General features: G+C 44.3%; 17 protein-coding genes. 6 read left to right on the forward strand and 11 right to left on the reverse strand.

Going from position 1 to position 21,952, the window contains the following annotated elements:
- Positions 1 to 10 precede the first annotated feature (10 nt).
- The 7 genes from GTQ43_RS11180 to GTQ43_RS11210 form a co-directional block, all read right to left on the reverse strand.
- Positions 11 to 754 (reverse strand): toll/interleukin-1 receptor domain-containing protein, encoded by a 744-nt coding sequence (locus tag GTQ43_RS11180; protein WP_265272673.1) that lies wholly within the window; start codon positions 752 to 754, stop codon positions 11 to 13.
- 421 nt (positions 755 to 1,175) lie between these two features.
- Positions 1,176 to 2,072, reverse strand: a complete 897-nt coding sequence (locus GTQ43_RS11185; protein WP_265272675.1) for an ROK family protein — start codon at positions 2,070 to 2,072, stop codon at positions 1,176 to 1,178.
- A 25-nt stretch (positions 2,073 to 2,097) separates the two neighbouring features.
- The gene (locus tag GTQ43_RS11190; RefSeq protein ID WP_265272676.1) at positions 2,098 to 2,307 is read right to left on the reverse strand and encodes a hypothetical protein; all 210 of its coding nucleotides are present in this window, start codon (positions 2,305 to 2,307) and stop codon (positions 2,098 to 2,100) included.
- 82 nt (positions 2,308 to 2,389) lie between these two features.
- Positions 2,390 to 3,286 carry an ABC transporter permease gene (locus GTQ43_RS11195; RefSeq protein ID WP_265272677.1) on the reverse strand — a complete coding sequence of 299 codons (897 nt, stop codon included), beginning with the start codon at positions 3,284 to 3,286 and terminating at the stop codon, positions 2,390 to 2,392.
- A gap of 199 nt (positions 3,287 to 3,485) precedes the next feature.
- Positions 3,486 to 5,186, reverse strand: a complete 1,701-nt coding sequence (gene ltrA, locus GTQ43_RS11200) for a group II intron reverse transcriptase/maturase (RefSeq protein WP_265272678.1) — start codon at positions 5,184 to 5,186, stop codon at positions 3,486 to 3,488.
- A gap of 1,291 nt (positions 5,187 to 6,477) precedes the next feature.
- On the reverse strand, positions 6,478 to 8,634 hold the full coding sequence (locus tag GTQ43_RS11205) for a polyribonucleotide nucleotidyltransferase (protein WP_265272679.1): 2,157 nt from the start codon (positions 8,632 to 8,634) through the stop codon (positions 6,478 to 6,480).
- A gap of 101 nt (positions 8,635 to 8,735) precedes the next feature.
- Positions 8,736 to 9,281 carry a GNAT family N-acetyltransferase gene (locus GTQ43_RS11210; protein ID WP_265272680.1) on the reverse strand — a complete coding sequence of 182 codons (546 nt, stop codon included), beginning with the start codon at positions 9,279 to 9,281 and terminating at the stop codon, positions 8,736 to 8,738.
- A 143-nt stretch (positions 9,282 to 9,424) separates the two neighbouring features.
- Here GTQ43_RS11210 and GTQ43_RS11215 point away from each other — a divergent pair, with 143 nt between their 5' ends.
- Complete coding sequence (locus tag GTQ43_RS11215) at positions 9,425 to 12,691, forward strand: DEAD/DEAH box helicase (protein WP_265272681.1); 3,267 nt, start codon at positions 9,425 to 9,427, stop codon at positions 12,689 to 12,691.
- A gap of 82 nt (positions 12,692 to 12,773) precedes the next feature.
- On the forward strand, positions 12,774 to 13,610 hold the full coding sequence (locus GTQ43_RS11220; protein ID WP_265272682.1) for an SWIM zinc finger family protein: 837 nt from the start codon (positions 12,774 to 12,776) through the stop codon (positions 13,608 to 13,610).
- Positions 13,611 to 13,811: 201 nt separating this feature from the next.
- Here the strand turns inward: GTQ43_RS11220 and GTQ43_RS11225 are convergent, their stop codons facing one another.
- The 4 genes from GTQ43_RS11225 to psbD form a co-directional block, all read right to left on the reverse strand.
- Positions 13,812 to 14,462: a Uma2 family endonuclease gene (locus GTQ43_RS11225; protein WP_265272683.1), complete on the reverse strand. Its 651-nt coding sequence runs from the start codon at positions 14,460 to 14,462 to the stop codon at positions 13,812 to 13,814.
- 25 nt (positions 14,463 to 14,487) lie between these two features.
- The gene (locus GTQ43_RS11230) at positions 14,488 to 14,673 is read right to left on the reverse strand and encodes a PCP reductase family protein (RefSeq protein WP_265272684.1); all 186 of its coding nucleotides are present in this window, start codon (positions 14,671 to 14,673) and stop codon (positions 14,488 to 14,490) included.
- 130 nt (positions 14,674 to 14,803) lie between these two features.
- Positions 14,804 to 16,195, reverse strand: coding sequence for a photosystem II reaction center protein CP43 (gene psbC, locus GTQ43_RS11235; RefSeq protein ID WP_012409997.1), 1,392 nt, complete (start codon positions 16,193 to 16,195; stop codon positions 14,804 to 14,806).
- Positions 16,179 to 17,234, reverse strand: a complete 1,056-nt coding sequence (psbD, locus tag GTQ43_RS11240; protein WP_012409998.1) for a photosystem II D2 protein (photosystem q(a) protein) — start codon at positions 17,232 to 17,234, stop codon at positions 16,179 to 16,181. The genes psbC and psbD overlap by 17 nt, the downstream gene beginning before the upstream one ends.
- A 600-nt stretch (positions 17,235 to 17,834) precedes the next feature.
- Here psbD and GTQ43_RS11245 point away from each other — a divergent pair.
- The 4 genes from GTQ43_RS11245 (at position 17,835) to GTQ43_RS11260 (ending at position 21,934) form a co-directional block, all read left to right on the forward strand.
- Positions 17,835 to 18,404 (forward strand): photosystem I assembly protein Ycf4, encoded by a 570-nt coding sequence (locus GTQ43_RS11245; protein ID WP_265272685.1) that lies wholly within the window; start codon positions 17,835 to 17,837, stop codon positions 18,402 to 18,404.
- A 151-nt stretch (positions 18,405 to 18,555) separates the two neighbouring features.
- Positions 18,556 to 19,362, forward strand: coding sequence for a peptidylprolyl isomerase (locus tag GTQ43_RS11250; RefSeq protein ID WP_265272686.1), 807 nt, complete (start codon positions 18,556 to 18,558; stop codon positions 19,360 to 19,362).
- Positions 19,363 to 19,370: 8 nt separating this feature from the next.
- Positions 19,371 to 20,522 carry a beta-ketoacyl-ACP synthase gene (locus GTQ43_RS11255; RefSeq protein ID WP_265272687.1) on the forward strand — a complete coding sequence of 384 codons (1,152 nt, stop codon included), beginning with the start codon at positions 19,371 to 19,373 and terminating at the stop codon, positions 20,520 to 20,522.
- 122 nt (positions 20,523 to 20,644) lie between these two features.
- Positions 20,645 to 21,934, forward strand: a complete 1,290-nt coding sequence (locus GTQ43_RS11260) for a Glu/Leu/Phe/Val family dehydrogenase (RefSeq protein WP_265272688.1) — start codon at positions 20,645 to 20,647, stop codon at positions 21,932 to 21,934.
- Positions 21,935 to 21,952 lie beyond the last annotated feature (18 nt).

Raw genomic sequence — 21,952 nt, forward strand, 5'->3', positions numbered from 1 at the left:
AAAAAGACAACTACAAAAGCTTTTGCTCGATTTCCTCAAGCTGCTGATTTAATCTATCTTTTTCTGTTTGGGCTTCCTGAATTTGGACTTCTAGCCTCAGCTTTGTAGATACATCCGTTTCAATGGCGTATGCTTTACCCAGCAGTCCCAATCTTTTGCTTACGAGGTCATACTGTTGTTGCACTGAATCTCGTTCTTGCTCCCATCTCTGACGCTGGCGCTCAGTTAATCCCCCACTTATAGCAGAAGGGCTGGAAGTTACAGGTGTAATATTGTTAGAAGGAGTTGAGGAAGAAGTTTTTGATTTCGCAATTTCTTCAATAACTCTGCGAATCCCTTGAGCGATATTTAAAAAAGCCTCATCTTGGTCTTGCCAGGTTGTGACAGGTTTAGCATTTTTGGGGAGTGCTTGCAGTTTACCAAAAGGTGCGCCAGTCCAGTCTGATGGCTTAAGAATAATCGGAACTACACGAGCTTCCCGCGTTTCATGTCGCTGCATTGCGCGTGTCATTTCTTTGTCGTAACAGTAATCTGAAGCCAGAAAGTTAGCACTCACCAGCAGCAGGATGATATCTGCAATGTTAAGATTATCATCGATCGCATCAGCCCATTCTGTACCAGCACTGATTTCGCGATCGTGCCAAGCTTCGATAACTTTCTGACGTTTCATCATCTGCAAATGAGTTGCCAATTCGTCACGCAAGGCTTCATCTTTGTGGGAGTAGGAAAAAAAGACTTTAATTGCATTAGACATTTTCTTGGTTCAATATCATAACATTACTGTACACGAATATACAGTTGAACTTTGATGAGTTAGTAGTAAGCACTTCAGTGCTTGAAATTGAGCGATAAATCGCTCACTACAAACCTTGCAAAATTAATGCGATAGACTACTAGGTTAAAGCAAATAATTTGGCGATCGCTAAGTGCGTATGCAAAAATATTTATGTTATTACGAGCGTAATGAAATGTGGCGAACGCGAACAGCGTCTCTAAGAGTTGCATAAGTCCTTCGGACACGCTTTGCGAACGCAAGGTTTTGGGATTGCTTCATTCCGCTTTGCTCCATTCGCAATGACAAATGTATATTTAATTTTGCATTACTACTTATTTCTCAATTCTCAAAACAAATAAAGCGATCGCCAAGCAATATTTCTAGTTTAAGATTACACGAGCTAAAATCTCGAATAGTGTTGCCATGCCAACTTTGCTGCACCCACTATCCCCGCAAAATTGCCTAACTCTGCTGGCAAAATTTCTAAACCCACTCGTGATAAAGGCTGGACTCGCTTCTCAATCTCTGCCTTCGCTGCTGGTAAGAAAAACTCAAAGCTGCCACTTATACCGCCACCAATGACGATCGCTTGCGGTGTCAGTACATAAATCAAACTCGTCAAACCAATTCCCAAATTCTTACCATATTCTTGCCAAAAAGTCAATGCTGTAGGATCTCCTTGTTGGGCAAGAAGACCCAATTCGATGGGTTCCTTGAGAGTGCGGCGGCGAATGGCAGTAGCGGAGGTATGTTGTTCTAAAGAGCCTTGATTGCCACTATTACAAATTGGCCCATCTGGGTTGAGTGAAATTAAACCCAATTCTCCAGCAGCACCCTGATGACCAATAAATAGTTTGCCATCGAGGATAATTGCACCACCAACCCCAGTACCTAAAGTTAGCAGAATCAGATTTTGAAAGTGACGACCGGCTCCTAACCAAGCTTCTCCCAAAAGAGCGCAGTTGGCATCGTTAGCGATCGCAGTTGGTTTGTCAGTTTTGGCTTCTAACCAATCTGCTAAAGGCACATCGCGCCATCCAGGTAAGTTAATGGCGATTTTGGCGATGCGTCCGGCGGCATCGGACGGGCCAGGAGTGCCAACACCAATAGCAACAGTTTGATTATCTGGATCAATTTGCGCGATCGCATCTCCGATCGCAGCCAGTACAGCCTCTGGTGTTGTGGGTTGGGGAGCCGCCACAGTCAAGGATTGCACACAAGTACCATCGGCTGTAAACCGCCCCAGCTTAATCGCTGTTCCCCCCACATCAATACCAATTACTTGAGAACTTACCACTGTGAACTACCCCAACCTTGAATTGTTAACCCCGTTCTGTTCGCGCATCTTCTCCCAAGGGCGAAAGACGCGCGGCTTTCAACTCCGATTTTTGTAAATTAGCAAAAGTTGTAGCGCGGAAATTCGATTGCTCTTGCCAACCTGTAACTGGCGCACCTCTTAAAATGCCAGCAAGGGCAACAGAAAGGATAAACCCGCCAGTCGCGGCGGCAATTAACGTCAGGTTATCTTTCATACAAATCTCTCCAGTTATTAATTACTCAGTTATTAGTTATCAATAATCAGCCCATTGACTGAGAACTGTCCACTGTTGACTGCTATTTTCGGATTCTATTTTCTCTCCGTAACCGGGGATTGACAAATTCGTTTAACCCTTCACCAAGTAGTGATAACCCTACCACCATGCAGGTCATAGTTAAACCAGGGAAAAGTGCAGTCCACCAAATGCCAGTAGGTAAAGCTTCTAGAGCTTGTTTTAAATCATGTCCCCATTCTGGCACTTCTTCGGGAAGTCCTAGCCCCAAAAAGCCCAAACCGCCCAACACTAAAATTGCATCAGCCGCGTTGAGGGTGAAGAGGACGGGTACGCTTTGAATGACGTTGAAAAATAGATAACGAGAAAGCACAACCCAAGTGGAAGCGCCCATTGCTTGAGCGGCTTCGATGAACACTTCTGTTTTGACGCTCACAGTATGGTTGCGAACAACGCGATAATATTGCGGGATGTAGGCAATGCTAATTGCGATCGCTGCATTTAATATCCCTCGCCCCACTACAAATGCCAGTGTCACAGACAGCAGTAGCCCCGGTAAAGTGTAGATGCTATCCATAATAAACAGCAAAACTTTATCCAGTTTCCCGCCGAGATAACCACTCAGCATCCCCAAAGGCACGCCGATAATCATACTCAATGCTGTTGCCAAAATCACCACCAGCAAAGCAGCTTGAGCGCCGAACAATGTCCGGGAAAACACATCATAACCAAGGCGACTAGTCCCAAACCAATGTTTAGCTGAGGGTGGCTCGTGAATTGGATTAGAGAGAAAATCCTTTGGGTTTTGCAACCATCCCCAAGCCTGGAATAGGGGAGCGAAGAATGCTAGGAAGATGAAAAATAGGGTAATGGCTAACCCGATGAGCATCAGTCTTTGGGAAAGATTGGTACTTTTGCCAAATTGTAGAAATGTCTCTAGTCGCCGTTTTGTAATGGTCATGTGCGATCGCCTGGAGCAAAGCTTCTTGATACGCTGACCATTTTACACAAACCAGGAGTCAGAATTCAGAATTTGAAGGAAGCATTAGAAAAAGCAAGTAGCCTGTTTAATGGGTAGGGCAGGGATATTGCTACCCCTTTCCCCCCGACAAACCGGACAAGCAAGTTAACCAAGCATCCGGCTTTAGCAAATCCTAGAGCTACCAAAGACTCAGTTCATCGTCGAGTTCAGAATTGGATTTCTGTACTAGAGAATGTATTTGTTGATGACAGTAATAATGCACTAATTCTAAATTAGCGTAACTATCGTTCCCACCTTGATGACAAGGGATTTTATGGTGCTTTTGTATGGGTTCATCTTTTAGTAATGATTCTCCACAGACAGTACACTTAAAATCTTGTTTTTGGGCAAGCTGATGGTAACTAGGAATTAAACTTTTAGATTTAATATTCTGCCGATTTTCCCAATAAGATTTTAGCTCTGGGTCATCGGTAGAATAAGCACCTTTAACCATTGGATGCCTCCTAATATTGAACCAGCTAAACTTAAGTAAATGTTTTCCCGTGCGCTTGTTACCAAATACCCAGTAATCGCTTCTATCAAGGTTTAGCCTTCCCCAATAACGACGGTTATACCAAGATTGATTTTTCTTGGTGTGCATTCTTTTGGCGTACCTTCTTTCCCTGACAAACATCCATCTATCTAGAGAACTGAATATTTGCGAGGAAACTACAGTCCGGTAATAGTTGGCTATGCCCCGAATAATTGGGTTTAGCTTGTCTATGACAAAATCAACACTACAACTTTTGTTATCAAGCCATACTTGTTTGATTTTATCCCGGATATTTTGCAAAGATTCAATGCTAGGTTTGATTAATACTTTCCTACCTGTTTTGGTAGTGGAATCAGGGTATTGTCTGATATGAAAGCCTAAAAAGTTGAATCCATCCAATAGCCGTACTATGTGGGTTTTTGACTCTGATAGAGTTAGACCTCTAGCAAACAGAAACTCTTGGAGGATATCATGGGCTTTTACAGCATCTTCCCGACTTTTGCAGAACACCACCAAATCATCGGCGTAGCGTACAATACCTCGGTCGCCAATTGTATGACCGTTTTTATCGTAGCGAATGCCGAGAGCAGATTCCATACCATGCAAAGCTATATTCGCAAGTAGCGGTGAAATAATTCCACCTTGAGGTACTCCAGCATTGGTATCATAGAAAACACTTTTATCCACATATCCCGCATTCAACCATTGTTGAATTAATTTTCTGGCTGGAAAATTACCAATGGCATTAATTAGCGGCACATGAGAGATGTTATCAAAGCAACCTTTGATGTCCGCATCTACCACCCACTTTTTAGTGGAATTGGCTTTTGACATTGAATGTATCCTTTCAATCGCATCATGGCATGACCTTCCCGGTCTAAAGCCGTAGGAAGTGCGCTCAAAGTGCGCTTCCCAATAGGGTTCCAAGGCATTTTTGACGATGGCTTGGAGACATCTATCGACAATACAAGGTATTCCGAGTGGTCTTTGTTTTCCATTGGATTTACGGATATACACCCGCTTGACTGGTAACGGCTTCCAAGGAATAAATTTGGTGAGGATATCCACCAACAACCCTCTAGCTGCCGGGGTTTTTACCAGTAATCTATCTACCCCTGCTGTTTTACTGCCTTGGTTTAGTTGCGTAACTCTTCTAACGGAAAGTAGTATATTAGAGTAGCTACGCATAAGTAGCTTTTGAAGGCTGCCAACCTTTTTCAAGTTACCGCCAATGGTTGCCTTGAAAATTCTCTGTCTTAGTCGCCTAACTACTCGGAACGCGTTTCTCCAGTTGACGCTATTCCAGTCAGTAGTTCTTCCGGTTACGTTCACAATTTTTAATTGCACCTAACTTTTCCCGAAGAAGTTCGGTTTCCTTTGCATTAGACTTCAAGGGATTCACTCGCCACACGTCAGCACTCTTTCAAGTTGGTCATTTGACCTATCTGCCCAGTTATGTGTTCCTGTTACCTTTCGGTGTAGCAGCATTCGCTTTTTGCAGCATCTTACACCCACTGGGGAATTAAAGCGAGATTACTCCCATCTCTACTCGTAACGTCTATCTAGCTACAAGACCCCATTGGGGTTACTTCGTATCACACGTGAGAGATACAGCTAGCTTGGGTTCCCTCTATACACCGGGGGTTTTTGGTGTCTACTGATTCTGAGGATTGGGCAGAATCACTTTACCCCTTTTACCGTCTCAGCCGTTTTCGGTAATTCCTCTTCACGATGCCTCAACGAGGATTCACATCTGTTAACCCTGTCTAGTTTTACCCTAGCGCTTCACCTAACTCTGCGGCTTGCTGATGTCGCGCATTTTACCCTCTAGCTTTGAAACATCGCAGTTACCCGCAATGCCCCTTCGGGCGAGTACTGGCTTTTGACACTTGCCACGAGTTTTTCTGAGGAACTCACTCTCTACGTGCAACCGATAGTCGCACCCATCCCCTTTAGGGGAAGTGGTTATGTAAAGTCGATCAAGGGTCATTTATACTATGCAGCTCCCCTGTTTCCATCCCCGTTAGGGGAAGTGGTTATGGAAAGATTGGCTCCCTTCTTCCTGATTGGAATTTTGATTGCACTGTTTTCATCCCCGTTAGGGGAAGTGGTTATGGAAAGTATCGTCGATGTGGCCGAGGTTCAGCCCCTGAACTTCGAGTTTCCATCCCCGTTAGGGGAAGTGGTTATGGAAAGTCACGAGCCTCGGTGTCCTAAGCCAAATGGCACCACATGGCTAGTTTCCATCCCCGTTAGGGGAAGTGGTTATGGAAAGAGTTCACTTCTGGAAGCCTTGCTAGGAGTGGGTTATAAACCCCTTAATCGACGCATCTTTTGATGAAGACAAAAATTCGTCAATTTTGTAGCCTAAAAGCCTTACTACACAAGGCATCGACACACCTCAACGAAGTTATGCGGTTTTCAAGGTTCGGGCGAGATGCGTCGATGAAGTTCAACATATTGAATATAAAGTTATATATACTACCTTCAACCTGTCAAGTATTTAATAAATAAATTAACAATTGTAAGCAGGGTGACTTTATCTAGAGCAATTTGGAAACTAATTAGAGAAGCAAACAGCGATGCCTTCACAATAGGCATCGCGGATTTTAGATCAAATCTAAAATCCCAAATCGAGTTACCGATTCACCGCCGCCGCTTCTCGTGCTGCTGCTGCTTGATCTGGGTGGATACCCAAGCGGGTGAGATTAATCCGACCTTTGTTATCAATTTCGCGCACTTTGATAATCACTTCGTCGCCCACCGCTACTTCATCCTCAACTTTGCCAACGCGGTAGTCAGCTAGTTGTGAAATGTGGATCATCCCTTCTTTCCCTGGCAAAAATTCCACAAATGCACCTATTGGTATAATCCGAGTGATGCGTCCTGCATAGACATCCCCTTCGTGCAACTTGCGGGTCATGCCTTGAATGATGTTTCTGGCTCTCTTGGCCTTGTTCTCATCCACAGCCGAAATTGTCACGGTGCCATCATCTTCGATGTCAATTTTTGCACCAGTTTCCTCTGTAATCCCCTTAATAGTCTTGCCTCCAGGCCCGATAACTAGACCAATCATGTCTGAATCAATCTTGATTGTTAACAGACGTGGGGCATAAGGTGAGGTTTCAATCCGTGGCGTGTCAATGCAAGCGAGCATTTTCTCCAAAATGTGCAACCTAGCTGCTTTAGCTTGGTGGACGGCTTGGGCTATAACATCCAATGACAAACCGGAGATTTTCATATCCATTTGCAAGGCGGTTATTCCGGTATCTGTACCGGCAACTTTGAAGTCCATGTCGCCCAAAAAGTCTTCAATCCCCTGAATATCGGTGAGGATTCGCACTTCGTCCCCATCCTTAATCAGACCCATTGCTGCGCCACTGACGGGTTTGAGAATTGGTACACCAGCATCCATCAGGGCGAGGGTGGAACCGCAGACTGAACCCATTGAGGTGGAACCGTTGGAAGAAAGTACTTCCGATACGATGCGAATCACGTAGGGAAATTCTTCTTTTGAGGGTAGCACAGGTAGTAAGGCTCTCTCTGCTAATGCCCCGTGACCAATTTCGCGTCTTCCTGGAGAACGCATTGGCTTGGTTTCCCCCACTGAAAACGGCGGGAAGTTGTAATGATGCAGATAACGCTTGTGTTGGTCTAACTGCATATCATCGTTGAGGTTTTGAGCATCCCCTGGTGTACCCAGAGTACAAGCGGATAATACCTGAGTCAGTTCTCGGTTAAATAAACCGCTACCGTGGACTCGCTTTGGTAAGACACCAACTGAACAAGAAACACGACGTACTTCATCGAGTTTACGACCATCAACGCGGATGTTATCTTCGATAATTTGCCGCCGCATGAAGTACTTGGTAATATCTTTAAAAGTGTTACCAAGTGCCTTGCTATTTGCAGTTGCGGCAACTCGAATTGGATCTTCTTCTGGCAGTTCCTTAATCGTCGTGGCAATTTCATCCTTGACGACATCTAAAGCTGCATCGCGTTCGGGTTTGGTGAAGGTAAATTGTGACAGGATTTTCTTAATCTGGGCGCTGGTGCGATCGCGGATATAATTTTCTAGCGTCTGATCTGGTTCTGGTGGTGCTTCATGGACTATTACCAAACCCAGTTCTGCTACTAAATCTTGCTGCGCTTTGATTAAGTCCCGCACTGCTTCATAACCAAAGTCAATTGCCTCGATAATATCGCGCTCTGGCAACTGATTAGCTCCCGCCTCCACCATGATTACGCCATGTGGTGAACCGGCTACTACCAGATCCAAATCTCCGGCTTCAATTTCTGCATAAGTGGGGTTAATAATGAAATCATCTCCCACTAAACCAACGCGAACTGCTGCCATTGGCCCGTTAAAAGGAATCTGGGCAATCAGGGTAGCGATGGAAGCGCCTGTAACTGCTAGCACATCGGGGGGAACTAACTCGTCCATCGATAGCGTTAAGGCAATAATTTGCAGGTCATCCCGTAACCATGAGGGGAACAAAGGACGCATGGGACGGTCTATAAGACGGCTGGTGAGAATTGTTTTTTCTGGTGGACGACCTTCTCGCCGCATGATCCCGCCGGGAATCCTACCAGCTGCATATAGCCTTTCTTCATAATCTACAGTGAGGGGAAGAAAATCAATGCCTTCTCTGGCTTGCGATCGCGTAGCTGTCACTAAAACAGATGTGTCCCCTGATTCTATCAAAACCGACCCACCTGCCTGGGGAGCTAGCAAGCCTACTTTCAGCCGAATATCCCTACCATCGAAGGATATTGACTTATCAACTTCTGCCATTCAGTTCTTTTTCCTTCTCTTTCGCTATTCTCTTTCTGTGGCAATCCTAACATTTATGCACTAGGGCTGACTTCTAGTACATACAAAGATAGAGAAGTGGTTCAACCCAAAGCACGATACATCATCAGCGCGTCTACCACTTGTTCATCCCCTAGCTTTGCCGCACGGGGAATTCGCCCAATAATCTCAAATCCTAACGATTGCCAAAGGGTAATTGAAGGTATATTAGTTTCAAAGACCAAATTGAACATCACAGCCTCGTAGCCCAGGTTTGCTGCTATTGAGAGCATCGCCTCTCCCATGAACCGCCCAATCCCCTGACCGCGTAACCCAGGTTGTACAATAAAACCAGCGTTGCAAATATGGCAACACCGACCGGGGAAGTTTGGCTTTAAATAAAACGCCCCTAATATTTCTTTTGGTTTGTGTTTAGCATCCTCACCAGATGCCCTGACAACAAAGGCATCCTTGCTTAACCAGTAAGTTGAAAATTCTGCCGGAGCTAGAGGTTGCTTTTGGGGATAAGTTTTACCTTCAACAATTACAACATTGAGTAATGCTCTTACAACCTCCTGTTCTTGAGGATGCATATAATCTAGTTCTACTATTATGTTATTTTTTATAACTTTAACAAGGGGGAAATTCATGATTAATAATGTTTATGCAAAATGAGTATTTAGAATTTTATTATGTGCAGCTATTTTATTATAAATGTTATTGATAAGATGTAGAAATTAGAGTTTTTGCGAGTTAAATTATTTAATTTTACGATAAACTGAGTAGTTAGCAAATGGCGATTTTACACGGTAATTGGTTACTAAAAAGTCAAAAGGGTTGTTTATTTATTTGGGGAGAAACTTGGCGATCGCCACGAGCGAATTTTGAGCCTAATGGATCTGGAGATATCCCGGTACATCCATTGGCAATGACATCGGTTGAGTTAAGCGAGTGGTTGGTTTCCCAGAAGATGGCGATTACCAACTTTATCCAGCAACCGCAAATTGCGTTCGCCCCTGGCGTTGGCGGAGCCATCGCTACTACTGGGCGAACCCGGAAAGCCCCCAGTCCTACTGAGATCAGTTTACCAACCCACTCCCAAATTATTGCCCTACCAACTTATATCCCAGAAGATACATCTGCGATTTTCCCCGTGCATTCTGCCAGCTTGGGATTAGAAACAGACTCCCCGCAATATTTACAACCGTGGCAAGTTGAGGGTTTTTCTCTCAACCCCAGCGAGGCGGTAAAATTTCTCGCTGCGATTCCTCTAAATGCTGCAAAAGGTGAAGATGCCTTTTTAGGAGGAGATTTACGTTTTTGGTCGCAAGTTGCCCGATGGAGTTTAGATTTAATTTCGCGGTGTAAGTTTTTACCAAGAATTGACAGACAATCAGATGGTGCATTTGCTGCTAAATGGCAAGTACTTCTAGACAGTGCTGTAGATGGAACCCGCCTAGAAAAATTTTCTGCGGATATGCCGTTGGTTTGTCGTACTTATCAAGAGGGAGTGGGGAGAGATGAGGGAGATGAATTAATCATCAATGCCCCATGCCCAATGTATGTAAATTTCCCTACCGAACCTCAAGAATTACTTTTAGGATTTCTCAACAGTACGATAGATGCCCAAGTGCGAGAAATGATAGGTTCTCAACCTCCAATTGAACCTAAAACCGCAACAGGTAAAGATGCGGTGCGACAATGGTTGCAAGGCTTAAGCAGTGCATCTCATCCAATCAATGCAGATGTAAATGAAGTGGAACGACTGGAAGCTGCGCTAAAAGCTTGGACGATGCCGCTACAATACCAATTAACTCTTAAGACTTTATTTCGTACTTGTTTTCAACTGCGTTCTCCAGAGTCAGGCGAAACAGATTGGACATTGGCGTATTTTCTGCAAGCAGCTGATGATTCTGAGTTTGTGGTGGATGCAGCAACTATTTGGAACAATCCAGTTGAACGATTTATTTATGAAAATCGGACAATTGAGCAACCACAAGAAACGTTTTTGCGAGGTTTGGGGCTAGCTTCTCGATTGTATCCTGCGATCGCACCCAGCTTTGAAACAGAATATCCCCAATCTTCTCATCTCACCCCCATCCAAGCTTATGAGTTTATCAAAGCTGTGGCTTGGAGATTGGAAGACAGTGGTTTGGGAGTAATTTTACCTCCCAGTTTAGCGAATCGTGAAGGATGGGCGAACCGTTTGGGTTTAAAAATTACAGCCGAAACCCCAAAGAAAAAGCAGGGACGTTTAGGCTTGCAAAGTCTGCTAAATTTCCAATGGCAATTAGCAATTGGGGGACAAACTATTTCTAAAGCTGAGTTTGATAAACTTGTGGCTTTAAATAGTCCGCTAGTGGAAATTAACGGCGAGTGGGTGGAATTGCGCCCCCAAGATATCAAAACAGCCCAAACCTTTTTTACCACTCGCAAAGACCAAATGTCCCTTTCCTTGGAAGATGCCTTGCGTTTTAGTACAGGGGATACCCAGGTAATTGAAAAATTACCAGTAGTCAGCTTTGAGGCATCAGGGGCATTGCAAGAGTTGATAGGCGCGTTAAGCAATAATCAAGCGATCGCACCTTTACCCACACCAACAGGCTTTAAAGGGCAGTTGCGACCCTATCAAGAACGAGGTGCTGCTTGGCTATCCTTCTTAGAACGTTGGGGTTTAGGCGCGTGTCTCGCCGACGATATGGGACTCGGTAAAACCGTGCAGTTCATCGCTTTTTTGCTACATCTCAAAGAACAAGATGCACTCGAAAATCCAACACTGCTAGTTTGTCCAACTTCTGTTTTAGGCAACTGGGAAAGGGAAGTAAATAAATTTGCACCAAGCCTGAAAATTTTGCAATATCACGGTGACAAACGCCCAAAAGGTAAAGCGTTTTTAGAAGCAGTAAAAAAACATGATTTAATCGTCACCAGCTATTCACTTCTTCATCGAGATATCAAATCATTAGAAAGTGTCTCTTGGCAGATAATTGTTTTAGATGAAGCCCAGAATGTGAAAAATTCTGAGGCGAAGCAGTCAAAAGCAGTGCGGCAATTAAAAGCTACATTTCGCATTGCCTTAACGGGGACACCTGTAGAAAATAGACTGCAAGAACTTTGGTCTATTTTAGATTTTCTCAATCCAGGATATTTAGGCAACAAGCAATTTTTCCAGCGTCGATTTGCCATGCCAATTGAAAAGTATGGAGATACGGCTTCTTTGGGTCAATTACGTTCATTAGTTCAGCCATTTATACTGCGGCGATTGAAAAGCGATCGCGACATCATTCAAGACTTACCAGATAAGCAAGAAATGACCGTATTTTGCGGTCTAACTGGCGACCAAGCCGCACTTTATCAACAAGTTGTAGAACAATCTTTAGTCGAGATTGAATCTGCGGAAGGATTACAACGCAGGGGCATGATTTTAGGTTTACTAATCAAACTCAAACAAATCTGTAATCATCCGTCCCAATACTTAAAACAGACGACATTAGAACAACATCATTCAGCCAAACTACTGCGGCTAGAAGAAATGTTAGAAGAAGTTTTAGCAGAAGGCGATCGCGCTTTAATCTTCACACAATTTGCTGAGTGGGGTAAATTACTTAAACCCTATTTAGAAAAACAGCTTGGGCGAGAAATATTCTTTTTATATGGTAGCACCAGTAAAAAACAACGAGAGGAAATGATCGACCGTTTCCAACACGATCCTCAAGGGCCGCCGATTATGATTCTTTCTCTAAAAGCCGGTGGAGTAGGATTAAATTTAACACGAGCAAATCATGTATTCCACTTTGATAGATGGTGGAATCCAGCCGTAGAAAATCAAGCCACAGATAGAGTATTTCGCATTGGTCAAACCCGGAATGTGCAAGTACATAAATTTGTTTGCACAGGCACTTTAGAAGAAAAAATTCATGACATGATTGAAAGTAAAAAACAACTAGCTGAACAAGTTGTAGGTGCTGGTGAAGAATGGTTAACTGAAATGGATACAGACCAACTTCGGAACTTACTAATACTAGACCGCAGTGCAATAATTGACGATGATGCAGAATAAGTTTTTAGTCAGGACTTTAGTCCTTAATTTGAGTGCTAAAGCTCTCACTACGAACCAGTCAAATAAAATTTTTAATTGATTTATGACTAATTACACATTACAAGCAAGCCGAGAATGGTGGTCACAACAATGGCTAGATTTGCTAGATTCCTATCGCTTTAAAAAGCGTTTAGAACGTGCAAGAAACTATGCTCGTCAAGGAAATGTTCTCAGCATTGAATTTAAAGGTGCAAAAGTATTAGCCAGGGTACAAGGTAGTGAAATCGAACCTTATAAAGTTTCCCTTTCCCTTGAACCTTTTAGTGATGAACAGTGGGGTTATGTAATTGAAACTATGTCCCAAAGGGCAATTTTTGCTGCCAAGCTGCTAGCAGGAGAAATGCCACAAAATATAGAAGAAGTGTTTACGGCTAATGGTCTTTCGATATTTCCTTTTACCCTTGGTGATGTCCAGAGTAAATGCTCTTGTCCTGATAAAGCAAATCCCTGTAAGCATATTGGTGCATTGTACTATCAGTTAGGCGATCGCTTCAGTGAAGATCCCTTTGTACTATTTCAATTGCGCGGACGCACCAAAGAGCAAATTATCAGTGATTTACGCCAATTACGTAGCGCCAAGATTCAACCCAATACCATAGAAACGCCTGATATTCAACAGTCAATTCCTAATAATAAATACTCGGTAAAAATTGATTCTTTCTGGCAATACAATGAGCCACTAGAGTCATCATTGGTAGTTATTGCACCGTCCACTAGCGAAACGGTATTAGATGTATTAGGAGCAATCCCCCTAGCGAAGGAAGAGGAAAATACAGTAAGTTCAACTTCGAGTGATGTGGTAATGAAGTATTTGAATACAGTTTACAGAGATGTGAGCCAAAAGGCTTTTTTAGCAGCGATGAATGTGGGAGGAAGCTGATAATAATTTGTAATTCATAATTATGATTCAATACAGTTCAGTTAAGCATTTTTTATTCTCTCTGTGTCGCGCCAGTTGCTTCTCCCAGGGGGAGACGCTGCGCGAACAAGTCGGGGAACCCGCCCAACGCACTGGCTTCTCTGCGTCTCTGCGGTTCGTTCAAAAAATAAAGATTTTTAGCCCTAACTGAACTGTATTAAATTATGATTGGCTAGATAGCTCATCTTTCCCGCCTTTTCTCACCCATTCGCGTACCGCCTGACGAATTGCCCGTCTGCCATCTGCTCGATTTTGCTCAATGAGTTTTGGCAGATATCGAATTTCTAAAGTAGGAAACACTAAACTGTTCTCTGACTCGACATATTCCCCATTTTGGAGGAGATAAATCTTTAGTTCACCGGAATCATAACACCAGAGTTCTGGTACTCCCAGGCGGGCATAAATGGGAAAACGATTTAGAGATTTATTGGTAATATCAATTTCTAGTGCCAAATCAGGCGGTGGGTCTTGTTTCAAGTCCAAATCCAATCTACCGCGAATCGCAGCTTCATTCTGGAAATAGAAGCAGTTATCTGACTCTACCCCTGCCATTCGGCTTTCTCGCTTCCAGGTAGTCGAACCATAACTTTCATAGTCCATAGCCAACTCTTCAGCGATATCTTGAACTGCAATACTAATTACCTCTTTGTAATGTTCGTGTTCAGGTAAAGGTGTCATAATTTCCAAAGTAGTGCGATCGTAAGCTAACCGTGCTGCTCGATGTTCTCCTAAGTCTTTGAGAAGATTTTCAAACTGTTGCCAGCTAATGTCGTAAAGCATTACCTGGTCTGCTCGATTCTTGGCGACTGTCATTGTTACGACCTCCAGAATGTTTTATTTATTGTCCAAACTCAAGCCTAGCCTGTTCTACCAAATCATCTGTCACAACCTCTTGTCCTGCTTCACGAGCCAATTGTTCAATTCTGGCTCTAGCTTGAGTGCGGACAAAAAAGGGAATATTTTGTAACTTTTCTTTAGCTTCAGATGTCCATCGCAAAGTCTCAATAAAATTAGAGTCGCTCATAGTATTAATGACCTTGGTAAGTTCCTCAATTTAATCAATAGATTACTAATTTTCCTATAAAAAAAGCCCTTGCTTTTATGCAAGAGCCTCTAAATTATTTAGTTATCAGTGATGAAATAAACCTTACAACCTAATCTAGGTCGTCCATAAACATCACTGGCTCAGTATCACGGTTAATTCCTTTCTCAAAACCACCAGCCGCAGCCCGTGCGCGACCAGCATGCCACAAGTGACCAACTAGGAAAAAGAATCCTAGTACGAAGTGAGAAGTCGCCAACCAAGCGCGAGGAGATACATAGTTGAACGAGTTAATCTCGGTAGCCACACCACCCACGGAGTTCAAAGAACCCAGGGGAGCATGGGTCATGTATTCAGCAGCGCGACGAGCTTGCCAAGGTTGAATATCGTTCTTGATTTTTTCCAAGTCAAGACCATTGGGGCCACGTAGAGGCTCCAACCAAGGGCCGCGGAAATCCCAGAAGCGCATGGTTTCACCACCGAAGATGATTTCACCAGTTGGAGAGCGCATCAGGTATTTACCTAGACCTGTGGGGCCTTGGGCAGAACCGACGTTAGCACCTAAGCGTTGGTCACGAATCAAGAAGGTCAAAGCCTGAGCTTGAGAAGCTTCTGGGCCGGTAGGGCCAAAGAATTCGCTAGGATAAACGGTGTTGTTGAACCAAACAAAGATTGAGGCAATGAAGCCCATCAACGACAGAGCGCCCAAGCTGTAGGAGAGGTAAGCCTCACCAGACCAGATGGATGCACGACGAGACCAAGCAAATGGCTTGGTAAGAATGTGGAAAATACCGCCAGCAATACAGATAAAGGCAATCCAGATGTGACCGCCGACTACATCTTCTAAGTTATCGACGCTGACAATCCAGCCTTCGCCACCGAAGGGAGACTTGATTACATAACCGAAGATAACTGCTGGGTTCAGTGTCGGATTGGTAATGATACGAACATCACCACCGCCTGGTGCCCAGGTGTCATACAACCCACCAAAGAACATTGCTTTTGCTACCAACAGTAGCGCACCGAATCCCAAAATAATCAGGTGGAACCCGATGATGTTGGTCATCTTGTTCTTGTCTTTCCAGTCGTAACCGAAGAAAGAAGAGTATTCTTCTAAGGTTTCTGGGCCACGGACGGCATGATAAATACCGCCAAAGCCAAGGACGGCTGAGGAAATTAGGTGGAGTACACCGACAACAAAGTAGGGGAAGGTGTCGATTACTTCACCACCAGCGCCAACACCCCAACCCTGAGTAGCAAGGTGAGGTAACAGGATCAAGCCCTGCTCGTACATGGGTTTTTCAGGAACGAAGTGAGCGACTTCAAACAAAGTCATCGCTCCAGCCCAGAATACAATCAAGCCAGCGTGGGCAACGTGAGCGCCCAAGAGTTTGCCGGATAGATTGATTAAACGCGCATTACCAGACCACCAGGCAAAGCCAGTAGATTCTTGGTCGCGTCCAGTGCCGCCTAATATATTTGGTCTATTAGAGAGCGTTACCACGTGGTAATACCTCCTCAGGGAATACAAATTGTTCGTGGGGTTGATCTTGAGGAGCCATCCAAGCGCGGATACCCTCATTCAGCAAAATGTTTTTGGTATAGAAGGTTTCAAACTCTGGGTCTTCCGCCGCCCGTAATTCTTGGGAGACGAAATCATAAGCCCGCAGGTTGAGCGCTAAACCGACGATGCCGACGGCGCTCATCCATAAACCTGTAACTGGCACGAACAACATGAAGAAGTGCAACCAGCGCTTGTTTGAGAAAGCAATCCCGAAAATCTGTGACCAGAATCGGTTTGCTGTCACCATTGAATAGGTTTCTTCCGACTGGGTGGGATTGAAGGCGCGGAAGGTGTTAGCACCATCACCGTCTTCAAACAAGGTATTTTCAACTGTGGCTCCGTGAATGGCGCATAAAAGCGCACCACCCAATACACCCGCAACACCCATCATGTGGAAGGGGTTGAGTGTCCAGTTGTGGAACCCTTGCAGGAATAGCAGGAACCGGAAAATTGCTGCTACGCCAAAGCTGGGTGCAAAGAACCAGCTTGATTGTCCCAAGGGGTACATCAGGAATACGCTGACGAATACTGCAATGGGAGCAGAGAAGGCGAGAGCGTTATAAGGACGGATTCCTACTAGACGGGCAATTTCAAATTGCCGCAACATGAAGCCAATCAAACCGAAGGCTCCGTGTAGTGCCACAAATGGCCACAAACCACCCAGTTGAAACCAACGGGTGAGGTCGCCTTGGGCTTCTGGGCCCCACAACAGCAATAGGGAATGTCCCATGCTGTCGGCGGGGGTGGATACTGCCACTGTCAGGAAGTTCGCACCTTCTAGGTAGGAGGAGGCTAATCCGTGGGTATACCAAGAGGTGACGAAGGTGGTGCCGGTCAGCCAACCGCCTAGTGCTAGGAAGGCGCAGGGGAATAATAATATCCCTGACCAACCTACGAATACGAAGCGATCGCGCTTGAGCCAGTCGTCTAGAACGTCAAACCACCCTCTACTGGGCGCACGTCCAACTGCGATGGTCATCGGACTAAAATCCTCTTTTTTTACTAAAATTGCAACGTTTCTAAGGCAGTACGGAGAGCCAATGCAACCTGCCGCCGTTAGAAATTAACGTTTTTTTTGGCAATCTCAATAGCTTAAAAGCAACTGAGATTCTGAGAATTTGCTGATCTGTGAAATCAGCATTTCTCTTTCTTTATGCCATTACGCGTACCATCGGCTAGCAATCTAGCTTCTGGTAACTTAATGATTCTTAACTTATCATACTACTCAGGGTTTTTGCCTGATACACAGAAGCAAATTAGGTATGAAACACGAACCTTATAAATAATATGAATATCAGAAATTTTACAATTTGACACAAGTTTTCTCAGAAATGTAAAAAAAATTAGTCTAGATGCACGTAGGTAGGTAACTCATTCACAAGAGGTCAAAGAGAGGCATGGGGCAGGGGAAAGGACTTTCTATCAGACAATGTTATGTAACGTGCGCTAACAAACAAATTATATGGGTAGTAGGAAGAGTGAGGAGGGCAGAGTTTTTGTCAACGATCTTTGGTAAAATAAGCAAGCATTCAGTGTGCGAGTATGTCAGAGCGAGTATCTCACAGGCAATGGTAGTTCAATGACGACATCAACAACGATTAACAAAGGCGATCGCCTCCTGCATCAAAATGTTCTCGGTTCTCGTCGGTTCAGTAACTACTGGTGGGCAACTATCGTTACCTTGGGAGCAAGCGGCTTTTTATTGGCTGGGATATCTAGCTATTTAAAAGTTAATTTACTCATAGTTTCCGATCCTACTCAACTGGTATTTGTCCCCCAAGGATTGGTAATGGGGTTGTATGGTAGTGCTGGCTTACTATTAGCTACATATCTGTGGCTAGTGATTTTATTGGATGTAGGTGGCGGTTACAACGAATTTAATCAGGAAACTGGCACCATTAAAATATTCCGTTGGGGTTTCCCTGGCAAAAACCGCCGAATTGAGCTTGATAGCCGCATAGAAGATGTGCAATCTATACGAATAGCCGTCAAAGAAGGTCTTAATCCCCGTCGCGCCCTCTATCTACGCATTAAAGGACGGCGAGATATACCCTTAACAAGGGTTGGACAACCGTTATCTTTAACAGAGTTGGAAACAGAAGGTGCAAAGTTAGCCCGCTTTTTAGGAGTCTCATTAGAAGGCCTGTAATTGGGCATTCGGCATTGGGCATTGGGCACAAGAAGCAGAGGAGATAGACATAATTTTTTCTTCTCCCCCTTGCCCCCTGCTCCCTTGCCTCTTCCCCAATGCCCAATGCCCTAAAAACGATAAGATACTCTGGTTGAATCAGTAAGTGGCAATGCGGTTAAAAATTTCACAATTTCTGCTTTCTTTTCTGCTCATCAGTGCTTTCATGCTGGGAGGATGTTCAACACAGCAAGTAGCTTCTAATACATCTTCTCCAAGCTCGGTAGCTACCTCGGCCACAAGCGAGTCAAGCACCAAGACGACTGCTGAAGCAACATCTGTATCTCAAACGAGTAGTGAGAGTGTTCCTGGAATAGCTGGTTTGCCACGCTTGGAAGGCAAGGCTACTGTGGTAATAACGGTTAAAGGCTCTCCGATTACTATCGAAGTAGACGGCACTGATGCTCCCATTACAGCTGGCAACTTCGTAGATTTAGTGCAGAAGGGTGTTTACAATGGTTTAGCTTTCCATCGAGTTGTCCGCGAACCCCAACCGTTTGTAGTTCAAGGGGGCGATCCCAAAAGCAAAGACCCGAAAGTTCCAGCAGATCAACTGGGAACCGGTAGCTATATTGACCCAAAAACGGGAAATGCTCGCTACATACCTTTAGAAGTTAAGCCGAAAGGTGCGGATACTCCGATTTACAATAAACCATTTGATGCTACTGCTCAACCCGTCATATTGCCCCATAAACAGGGTGCAGTAGCGATGGCGCGATCGCAAGCACCAGACTCCGCTTCTGCTCAGTTTTACTTTGCTTTGGCGGATCTAGCCTTTTTGGATGGTAACTACGCCGTGTTTGGCAATGTCACTCAAGGCTTTGATGTCGTGAACAAAATTCAGCAAGGCGATCGCATTGACTCTGCTAAAGTCACCCAAGGGGCTGAAAATCTGAAAACACCAACTCCTAACTCCTAATTTCCAAATTGGTTAAGGTTTGTGTTACTGGTATTGGTTTAATTTCCGCCTTGGGTGGAAGCTTAGAGGATAGTTGGCAAAATCTGTTAGCTGGTAAATCTGGAATTAGGTTACATCAACCATTTCCAGAACTGAAACCACTTCCTCTAGGTTTGATCTCTCAACAACCATCTGAGTTGACAATGTTAACTCAGATGGTTGTTAATTATGCTTTGCAAGATGCTGGGTTAGTTATACCTTTAGCTGATTGTGCTGTAGTTATTGGATCTAGTCGCTCTTATCAAGCATCTTGGGAGATGCTAGCGCGGCAAATGTATGAAGATGCCGAAAATTTCCCCGTTTCTAATTTTGGAAATTGGCTAGATATATTACCTCATATCAATGCGATCGCAGCTGCAAGACAAATCGGTGCATCAGGTATAGTTTTAGCACCAATGGCAGCTTGTGCGACTGGAATTTGGTCTATCGCCCAAGCAGCTTTACTTATCCAAACTGGGCAATGTCAACGAGCGATCGCAGGGGCAGTGGAAGCACCAATTACACCCCTAACTTTAGCTGGGTTTCAGCAGATGGGTGCTTTGGCGAAAACTGGGGCTTATCCCTTTGATTTGCGTCGAGAAGGCTTAGTTTTGGGCGAAGGCGCAGCTGTATTTGTCTTGGAATCGGCAGAGTTGGCAAAACAACGTCAAGCAAAAGTGTATGGTGAAATTCTTGGTTTTGGCTTAACTAACGATGCATATCATAGTAATTCACCAGAACCTGAAGGGAAAAGTGCGATCGCAGCTATTAAACAATGTCTAGAACGTAGTTGTCTCAAACCAAGCGATATCGATTATATTCATGCTCATGGCACAGCTACCCAGCTAAATGACCAAATGGAGAGTATGGTAATCCAGCGTTTGTTTCCTCAAGGCGTGGCAGTTAGTTCCACCAAAGGAAGCACAGGTCATACACTAGGAGCATCGGGAGCTTTAGGTGTGGCTTTTTCTCTCATGGCATTGAAGCATCAAATATTACCGCCTTGTATAGGATTGCAGCAGCCAGAATTTGATTTAGAAATCGTTACAGCTGCACGTCTAAGTAAAATTCAGCAGGTATTATGTTTGAGTTTTGGCTTTGGTGGACAGAATGCAGCGATCGCCTTAGCTCACTCCCAATAGCAGAATAAAACATTTAAAACTGTAACAAAAACTACAAAACTCCTATTTTCCCAAAAAAAAGGATAAGCTAGTTACAGAACGATATCCGGTTCGTAAAGATACCGTGATTAGGAGAAAATTTTATGATTTCAAAGTCACTACAACCGCTAGAACCAGCTTCTCCAGCGCATATATGCCCATTTGACCAAGCCTGTAGCTACTTAGAAGCGGCAGCTAAAGAATTAAATTTAAATCAGGGTTTGCTAGAAATTCTCAGCCACCCACGTAAAGTTGTCACAGTTTCCATTCCCGTCAGACTAGATGACGGCGAAATACAGGTTCTCGCTGGACACCGGGTACAGCACTCCGATGTTTTAGGCCCATACAAGGGTGGAATTCGTTTCCATCCGGCTGTAACATTGCGCGAGGTATCCGCTTTAGCAATGTTGATGACCTGGAAATGTGCCTTGTTAGGTATTCCTTACGGTGGTGGGAAAGGTGGTATTCCTATAGATCCAAAACACTACAGTGTTGGCGAATTAGAGCGAATCAGCCGCCGTTATATCAGTGAGTTGATTAAAGATATTGGGCCTTCTGTAGATATTCCTGCGCCAGATATGGGTACTTCTGCCCGTGAAATGGCTTGGATGATGGACACTTACTCTGTAAATGTCGGTCATGCTGTACCAGGAGTTGTAACAGGGAAACCACTTTCTATTGGTGGTTCACTGGGACGGGAAATGGCAACTGGACGTGGCACAATGATTATTGTGCGTGAGGCGCTAGCAGATCAAGGTAAATCCTTGGTAGGAGTGCGAGTAGCTATTCAGGGTTTTGGTAATGTAGGTGGTGCCGCAGCTGAATTACTATATGAAGCAGGGGCGAAAATTATTGCTGTTTCAACAGGCGCTGGCGGAATATTTTCCGAAGCAGGTCTTGATATTCCAGCGTTGAAAGTCTACGCTGCTGAAAATCGCAAGAGTATTGTGGGTTTCCCGCAATCTGTACCAATTAGCAATGCAGATTTATTAACCTTACCCTGTGATGTCTTAATTCCAGCTGCTTTAGAAAACCAGATTACTGAAGAAAATGTAAATCAGGTGCAAGCGCGAATTGTCGCAGAAGCAGCTAACGGGCCGATTACTCTTGACGCTAACTTGGCATTGGAGGCGCGGGGTGTGATAGTGCTACCGGATATATTAGCGAATGCTGGCGGTGTGGTAGTGAGTTATTTGGAGTGGGTGCAGGGTCTTTCTTATGTATTTTGGGATGAGGAGCGCGTTAACCGCGAAATGGAACACTTGATGGTGCAAGCATATCGCAAGGTGATTCACCAGTCAGAGGTACGCCAAATTTCTCTAAGGTTAGCAGCTTACACTTTAGGGGTGGGTAGAGTGGCGCAAGCGTTGACTGACAGAGGTCTTTATCCTTAAGTTTTTATATTAGACTAG

This window comes from Nostoc sp. KVJ3 (assembly GCF_026127265.1).
GTDB lineage: Bacteria > Cyanobacteriota > Cyanobacteriia > Cyanobacteriales > Nostocaceae > Nostoc.

Bases quoted from the DNA above. Each gene is read 5' to 3' on its own strand.
- psbD (WP_012409998.1), bottom strand. From the start codon at position 17,234: ATGACCATCGCAGTTGGACGTGCGCCCAGTAGAGGGTGGTTTGACGTT.
- GTQ43_RS11210 (WP_265272680.1), bottom strand. From the start codon at position 9,281: ATGAATTTCCCCCTTGTTAAAGTTATAAAAAATAACATAATAGTAGAA.
- GTQ43_RS11195 (WP_265272677.1), bottom strand. From the start codon at position 3,286: ATGACCATTACAAAACGGCGACTAGAGACATTTCTACAATTTGGCAAA.
- GTQ43_RS11260 (WP_265272688.1), top strand. From the start codon at position 20,645: ATGATTTCAAAGTCACTACAACCGCTAGAACCAGCTTCTCCAGCGCAT.
- GTQ43_RS11180 (WP_265272673.1), bottom strand. From the start codon at position 754: ATGTCTAATGCAATTAAAGTCTTTTTTTCCTACTCCCACAAAGATGAA.
- GTQ43_RS11215 (WP_265272681.1), top strand. From the start codon at position 9,425: ATGGCGATTTTACACGGTAATTGGTTACTAAAAAGTCAAAAGGGTTGT.
- GTQ43_RS11190 (WP_265272676.1), bottom strand. From the start codon at position 2,307: ATGAAAGATAACCTGACGTTAATTGCCGCCGCGACTGGCGGGTTTATC.
- GTQ43_RS11220 (WP_265272682.1), top strand. From the start codon at position 12,774: ATGACTAATTACACATTACAAGCAAGCCGAGAATGGTGGTCACAACAA.
- GTQ43_RS11225 (WP_265272683.1), bottom strand. From the start codon at position 14,462: ATGACAGTCGCCAAGAATCGAGCAGACCAGGTAATGCTTTACGACATT.
- GTQ43_RS11250 (WP_265272686.1), top strand. From the start codon at position 18,556: ATGCGGTTAAAAATTTCACAATTTCTGCTTTCTTTTCTGCTCATCAGT.
- GTQ43_RS11230 (WP_265272684.1), bottom strand. From the start codon at position 14,673: ATGAGCGACTCTAATTTTATTGAGACTTTGCGATGGACATCTGAAGCT.
- GTQ43_RS11205 (WP_265272679.1), bottom strand. From the start codon at position 8,634: ATGGCAGAAGTTGATAAGTCAATATCCTTCGATGGTAGGGATATTCGG.
- GTQ43_RS11245 (WP_265272685.1), top strand. From the start codon at position 17,835: ATGACGACATCAACAACGATTAACAAAGGCGATCGCCTCCTGCATCAA.